Genomic DNA, 7,065 nt, shown 5'->3' with positions numbered 1-7,065 from the left:
TGATAGTGCTGCAACCAGTGTGAAAGTAGGTTATCGTCAGGCTGTTATACCGAGAAAAGCCCACCAGTGATCTGGTGGGCTTTTTTCATTTGTGCTTCATGCTTTGCAATACGCCGCGGACTTGGCTCCAGGTCCCGGGTTTTAGTGCTCCGCCGGGCACTGCCCGACGTCGCTCTGGTGGGCTTTTTTCATTTGTGCCGCGTAGTTTGTAATCGCTGCGGATTCGGACCGCAAAACCGGTGACAGGCACCAGTTTTGGAGAAATGTTTCAAAATAATAGGTGCCTGTCACCGGTTTTCGACTCAGTCTGGCACTAGTAACAAGAAGCGCCGATGCTGCCGTCAATCTTGAGGTAACTCCTGTCATTGGCCGGTCATGCCACTCTCATAGACTGCGCCTTTTCATTCGAAGAGGCCCGCATGAAGCTCCCCCGTCTTTCCCTGTTATCGCTCGCTGTCATACTTGCCGCCTGTGGTGGCGACAACGATCCGCCAGCCGTCACCTCTCCCGCGAAGCCGCAGATCAGCGGGGTGTTCCTCGACGGTGCGGTCGAGGGTGCGGAATATGTCGCGGGAACCGCGGCGCGGGCGACGACGGGCAGCAAGGGAGAGTTCACGTGCACTGACGGCGATTCGGTCGCGTTCACGCTCGGCGGCATTTCACTTGGCAGTGCAGCGTGTGCCGCATCCATTACCCCGCTGCAGCTGGCCGGCGTTGCCGACGTCAAGGACATCAAGGTCAGCAATCGCCTGCTCGCGCTGCAATTACTGGACGAAGACGGCGATCCGTCGAATGGCATCAGGATCGCGAGCGATGTCCGTACCGCGCTGGCGGGCAAGAGTCTCGACTTCACTGCGGCCCCGACATCGTTCAATACGGCGTTGACGACACTGCTGGCATCCGCCGGCGCAAAATATGCCGCCCGCACGATCGATGATGCGCGCCGCATGCTGGTCCGGGAGCATTTTGAAGATACATTGGCATCGAAGCTCGGCATGCCGGCCGTCGAAAAATTCACGCAGAATGCCGTGGAGCTCAGCGTCACCCGCTACCAGATTCAGGCCGACAGTAAATTCCACATTCCCTACGAAGGCAGCAACAGCAAGGTGAAGGAAGACTTCCCGCTGGGCTTCCTGCCATCGTATGGCTCGTCCTTGGCCTTCAAGGGAACCAATGTCAATGGCGACCTGGAATTCTACGGCCTGACCGATCGGGGACCGAATGGCGACGGCCCGAACGTACAGCCGCTCAGCGGTTCCGGACCGACGGGCAGCAAGATTTTCCCGTCGCCATCGTTCGCGCCATCGATAGGCCTGATCACCGTCGGCAAATCCGGGGCGGTGCTGAACTCGGCCATGCCGATCAGGGCATCCGCTTCGGTGAATGCCACCGGCTTGCCGATCCCGGAAGGCTCGCTCGGCAATTCAGCTGAAATTCCGATCATGGATGCCATGAAATTCGATGCCGCCGGCAAAGCGAAATTCGATGCCAACGGTATCGACAGCGAAGCTGTGGTGTTCGACAAGGCGCGCAGCGTATTGTGGATTTCGGACGAGTACGGCCCCTTTATCGTCAAGGTCGATGCGGCCAGCGGCATCATCCTGGACAAATATGCTCCGGGTAGCGGCCTGCCGAAAATCTTCACCAAGCGCCGCGCCAATCGCGGGATGGAAGGCCTGACGCTGGATACCGGCACCGACAAATTGCATGGTTTCCTGCAGAGCCCCCTGAGCGACGGCAGCGCCATCTATGCAGTAACCGGCAAGAGCGAGCAGGTAGAACGTTTCGCGCGCTTTACCCGGTGGGTCGAATTCGATCCGAAAACGGGGGCGGCAACGAAAATGTACGCCTACCCGATCGCGGCCGCCGACTACCAGGACGGTCGCACCGGCAATGCGAAACTGGGCGACGTGGTCGCACTCGGCAATGGCAAGTTCATCGTCATCGAGCAGGGCGCCGATCCGGCAGGCAAGGTATTCAACAAGCTGATGCTGGTTGAAATCGGCAGTGCCACCGACATTGCTGCCACCACGTTCAACGCTGATACGTCCGATCTCGAAAAGAGCTCGATGTCCGGCGCGGCCGTCAATGGCGCGGACTGGTCCAAGGTGGTGCCGCTGAAGAAGACGCAGCTGCTCGACCTGAACGCGATCGGCTGGCTGGCCGAGAAGGCCGAAGGCCTCACCGTCGTCGATGGCAGCACGCTGGCAATCGCCAACGACAATGACTTCGGGCTGAGGACCAGGGTATTCGGCCCGGGCGGCGAAGCGTTGGCTGATGCCGACGTCACCAGGTGCAGCGTCGACGCCGCCGGCACGATCGTTACCGGCACTTCACCAGGCTGTAATGCCGCAAACGCGATCCGCGTGGCACGTGGCACCGATGCGGAACGGCCGAGCCGCCTGTGGCTCCTGAAGTTCGGCAAGCCGCTCAGCAATTACTGATCGTGTGCGCCGCTCCTGCCGGATCGCAGATAATGCCGGCAGGAGACCAGCATGAGCGCAGATTACGACACGATGGAGGTGAAGGGCGGCCGTCCCGTCAAGATGTGGACGCACGGCGTGCCTGTAGAGCCGGAAGCGAAAGAGCAACTGGCGAACACGGCAAAGATGCCCTTTATTTACAAGCACATCGCCGTGATGCCGGATGTCCACCTGGGCAAGGGTTCGACGATCGGCAGCGTGATCCCCACGCTGGGCGCTGTCATCCCGGCCGCGGTAGGCGTCGACATCGGCTGCGGCATGATGGCCGCCAAGACTACGCTGACCGCCAACGACCTGCCGGACAACCTGGGGCCACTGCGCAACGCGATCGAAAAGGCGATTCCGCATGGCCTGTCGCCGAAAACCCGCGGCTTCAAGGGCCGCGACGCAGGGTCGTGGCAGGATCCGCCATCCGCCGTCGACGCTGCCTGGTCCCAGCTGAAGGACGAGTTCGACGTAATCTGCGCCAAGACGCCGAAGCTGCGGCACACCAACAACTACAAGCACCTGGGCACGCTCGGCACCGGCAATCACTTCATTGAAGTCTGCCTCGATGAGGAAGGCGCCGTATGGCTGATGCTGCACTCCGGTTCGCGTGGTGTCGGCAATGCGATCGGCACGCACTTCATCGAATTGGCGCAGCAGGACATGCGCACTCACCTGGCCAACCTGCCGGACCGCGATCTCGCGTATCTGAAGGAAGGCACGCAGCATTACGATGACTACGTGGAAGCGGTAGGCTGGGCGCAGAAATTCGCCCGTATGAACCGCGAGGTCATGATGCAGAACCTGGTCAAGGCCGTTCGCACGGTTATCAGGAAGCCGTTCGAGACGCACGTGGAAGCCGTCAACTGCCACCATAACTACGTACAGAAGGAGCGTCACTTCGGCCAGGATGTCCTGGTGACGCGCAAGGGGGCCGTGTCGGCCAGGGCCGGCGAACTGGGCATCATCCCGGGATCCATGGGCGCACGCAGCTACATCGTGCGCGGCAAGGGCAACGAAGACAGCTTCACCAGTTGCAGCCACGGCGCCGGCCGCACGATGAGCCGCAGCGAGGCGAAGCGCCGCTTCACGCGCGAAGACCAGGTGCGCGCAACCCAGGGCGTGGAATGCCGCAAGGACGAAGGCGTGGTGGACGAGATTCCGATGGCCTACAAGGATATCGACGCCGTGATGCATGCCCAGCGCGACCTGGTCGAAGTGGTGCATACGCTGAAGCAGGTCGTCTGCGTGAAGGGCTGATGCGATGATCGAGCTGGATGGCTCAACAGGCGAAGGCGGCGGGCAGGTCCTGCGCTCGTCGCTGACGCTGTCGATGATTACCGGGCAGCCGTTCCGGATCCGGAATATCCGCGCCAACAGGCCCAAGCCGGGCCTGATGCGGCAGCACCTGATGGCGGTGCGGGCTGCCGCAGCAGTATGCGACGCGGATGTCAGCCATGCGGAAGTGGGCTCCACCGAACTGTCCTTCACTCCGCGCTGCATCAAGGGCGGCGTCTACGAATTCGCCATCGGCACTGCCGGCAGCGCCACGCTGGTATTGCAGACACTGATACCCGCGCTGCTGTATGCGGATGTCCCATCGGTGGTAAAGGTCAGCGGCGGCACCCACAATCCGAAAGCGCCACCGGCACACTTCATCGAGCGTGCCTACGTGCGCCTGCTGCAAGCAATGGGTGCGCAAGTCGACTTCGAGCTGAAGCGCTTCGGCTTTTATCCGAACGGCGGTGGCGAAGTATGCGCCGCTATCTGGCCGTGTGCGCAGCTGCGCCAATTGCATCTGCCGGAGCGGGGCAAGCTACAGGAAGGGCGTGCCGAAGCCTACGTGGCCGCGATCCCGCTATCGGTTGCGCAGCGCGAGCTCGAATACATCGGCAAGGCGCTGCACTGGCGGGACGACCAGCTGTTTTCGCATCCGCTCGCGAACGACCAGGGGCCAGGTAATGCGTTAGTGATCGTGCTGCAGAGCGAACATGTGACAGAGGTGTTTTCCTCGGTTGGCGAGAAGCGCCGTCGCGCGGAAGACGTGGCCGGCGACGCGGTGCTTGAAGCAAAGCGTTACCTGGTGTCTGGTGCCGCCGTGGGGGAACACCTGGGCGACCAGCTGATGCTGCCGCTCGCCCTCGCCGGCGGCGGCAGTTATACGCTCGACCACGTATCGCAGCATGCGATCACGAATGCGGAAGTGATCGCGCAATTCCTGCCGGTGCACGTGACGTTCGAAGCGGGAGAACGGTACAGCACCTGTACCGTCAGCCGCATCAGAACAGATACTGCGCGCTGAAGCCCGCTTGCCAGTTGCGGCCCGGCGCCGCTTCGTAATAGCGCTTGTTCGCATCGCCCACGATGACCGAACCGACGTAGTCCTTGTCGAGCAGATTGTTCAGGCGCACGAATTCCTTCAGCCGCCAGCCGCCAAGCGGCTGCATGGCGGTGAAACGCAAGTTGAGCAGGCCATACCCCGGCGCAGCTTTTTCACGGTTCGTATCCTCGGCATAGACCTTGCCATTGGCGAGCGCTTCGATCGCCGCGCCATAGCGGCCGGCATCGTCCTTCCAGGCCAGTTCTCCATAGGCGGTGGTGCGCGCGACACCGGGCAGTCGGCTACCCTTGTCTACATTGCCGAACGCCTGATCGTAGACGGCACGCAGGCCGGTCAACGCGGCGCGGGCCGAGAACCCGCCGGTCCAGGATGAATCGACCGACACCTCGATCCCCTGGCGCAGCGTCTTGCTGGCGTTGCGGTAGCTCGTGCGGCCGCCGCTGGAGGTATCCACCACCACCTCGTCGCGCGTGCGGACTTCGAACAACGCTGCGTCCACGCGCGTGTTCCCTGTCAGCCGGATCTTGGTGCCGGCTTCCACGTGCACGCTGCGTGCGGGACGCAGCCCGTAGTTGAAGCCATCGCCCGCACCGGAGTAGAACAATTCGTTCAGCGTCGGCGTTTCGAAGCCCCGTGCAGCGCTGACGTAGACATTAAGGTCAGGCGTTACCTTGTACAGGGCACCCACCACCGGCGTGGTGCGGGTAAATGTGAGATCGCCGCTGTCGTTGCCGTTGCCAACGAAGCGGTCTTCGACCTCGACCTTTACCCGGCTGTGCCGCACGCCGGCAGTAAGGCGCCACGGGCCACTCTGCCATTCAGTCTGCACATACGGGTCCACGTTGGAGACGACATCTTCCTCGTCTCGGCGAAGCGCGCCTTTCACGCCGAGCTGCGTGCCGGCAAAATTCTCGTAGCCCTTGCGATCGTCCGTCGAGCGGTCGTAATCCAGGCCGGCGGTGGTACGTAGCACGCCCTGGTTGAAGCGGCGCACGTCCGTCCAGTTGATGGCCACGCCGTGGAAGTTGCGATCAAAGTCGATCACGCCGCCGGAATGCGTTGCCGGGGCCTGGAAGCCGCGCGAGAAGGCCTGGTACTGCACCACTTCGCGGTTGCCGCCGTATGCCATCAGGTGCAGGCGATTCTCGCCGAAATAGATATCGTAGCTGGCTCCGGCCTGCTGATGGTCGATGCTCTTGCGGGTGTTATAGCGCTCCGCGTAGGTGCGTTTCGGTGTTTCGGTATCGGTGGGGTCGATCTCGCCTGCGCGCGGATCGCGCTCGTAGGTTGCCCACTGTACGCCAAGAGGATCTTCGGTATCTTTCTGGCGCAGGCTGCTGGCCACCAGCGTCAGCTTGCTGCGCGAATCGGGCGTTACGGTCAGCTTGGCGAACTGCTGGTCGCGGCGGGCCGCACTGTGGTCGCGGTAGCCGTCGGTCTCGAAGCGGGATACGTCCACGACATAGCCAATCTTGCCGTCGCGCCCCTGGGTGCTAAGGTCGACCTTGCGCTGGCCGTCGCTGCCGGCCATGACAGACATTTCAGCCGACGCCGGCTCTCTGCCGTCCTCCGTGAACAGTTGTACGACGCCGCCCGAGTGATTCCCGTACAGCGCGGAAAACGGGCCACGCAACACTTCGATGCGCTGTGCACGGTCCAGGTTGAATGTGGCGGCCTGGCCTTGGCCATCCGGCATGGTGGCCGGTATGCCGTCGGCTATCAGCCGCACGCCGCGTACGCCAAATGCGGAGCGAGCGCCAAAGCCGCGGGACGAGATCTGCAGGTCCTGTGCGTAATTCTGGCGGTTTTGTACCACCAGGCCCGGTACTGCCACCAGGGATTCGGAGGCATTCACCCGCAATTGCGCATCGCGGATACGGCTGGAGTCGATGACATCAATTGCTGCCGGCAATTCGAAGCTCGCATGTTCGATCCGGCTGGCGGTAATGACGACAACATCGGCCAAGGGTTCGACCGCGGTGGCGCCTGCGGAATAAGCCGCGCATAGCGCGGCACAAATCTTCAGTAAGGTGGGAGATTTCATGGATGAGCTCGTATAAGTTGTCGATTACTATACCTTGCCGATAAAAATCGCGTCGCTGACCTTGCGGAGCAGTTCACCGTTTGCTATAGTTCCGTCCCTGTCGCAACGTAGCCGTGCAAACGAAACAGCGCGACAGGGAAGTTTGAATCGCTGACGCAACATTGCGATACAAACTGAGGGGTTGACGAGATGCACGAAACGCCGCATAATCT

Annotated in this window: 5 protein-coding genes; 3 read left to right on the top strand and 2 right to left on the bottom strand. The window is 61.8% G+C overall.

All coding sequences use genetic code 11. The features are described 5' to 3' along the window. The first annotated feature begins 419 nt into the window (after positions 1 to 419). Genes FHS02_RS31075 through rtcA form a run of 3 tightly spaced genes read left to right on the top strand, consistent with a single transcriptional unit; the run spans position 420 to position 4,770 of the window. Positions 420 to 2,444 carry an esterase-like activity of phytase family protein gene (locus FHS02_RS31075; protein ID WP_137315071.1) on the top strand — a complete coding sequence of 675 codons (2,025 nt, stop codon included), beginning with the start codon at positions 420 to 422 and terminating at the stop codon, positions 2,442 to 2,444. 51 nt (positions 2,445 to 2,495) lie between these two features. Continuing rightward, positions 2,496 to 3,728 carry an RtcB family protein gene (locus FHS02_RS31070; protein ID WP_137315070.1) on the top strand — a complete coding sequence of 411 codons (1,233 nt, stop codon included), beginning with the start codon at positions 2,496 to 2,498 and terminating at the stop codon, positions 3,726 to 3,728. 4 nt (positions 3,729 to 3,732) lie between these two features. Further along, positions 3,733 to 4,770 (top strand): RNA 3'-terminal phosphate cyclase, encoded by a 1,038-nt coding sequence (gene rtcA / locus FHS02_RS31065; RefSeq protein ID WP_137315069.1) that lies wholly within the window; start codon positions 3,733 to 3,735, stop codon positions 4,768 to 4,770. Here rtcA and FHS02_RS31060 read toward each other — a convergent pair. Together FHS02_RS31060 and FHS02_RS31280 are read right to left on the bottom strand one after the other, a co-directional pair. Continuing rightward, a complete protein-coding gene (locus tag FHS02_RS31060) occupies positions 4,748 to 6,853 on the bottom strand; it encodes a TonB-dependent receptor family protein (protein WP_137315068.1) in 2,106 nt (701 codons plus the stop codon). The two genes, rtcA and FHS02_RS31060, sit on opposite strands and share 23 nt — an antisense overlap. 27 nt (positions 6,854 to 6,880) lie before the next feature. Continuing rightward, the coding region (locus FHS02_RS31280; protein WP_221403993.1) for a hypothetical protein at positions 6,881 to 7,065 on the bottom strand (185 nt) is incomplete at its 5' end.

Source organism: Pseudoduganella umbonata, from assembly GCF_014192225.1.
Taxonomy (GTDB): domain Bacteria; phylum Pseudomonadota; class Gammaproteobacteria; order Burkholderiales; family Burkholderiaceae_D; genus Rugamonas; species Rugamonas umbonata.
Note: the sequence above shows the minus strand (reverse complement) of the source record. Positions and strands in the feature narration are given on the sequence as shown.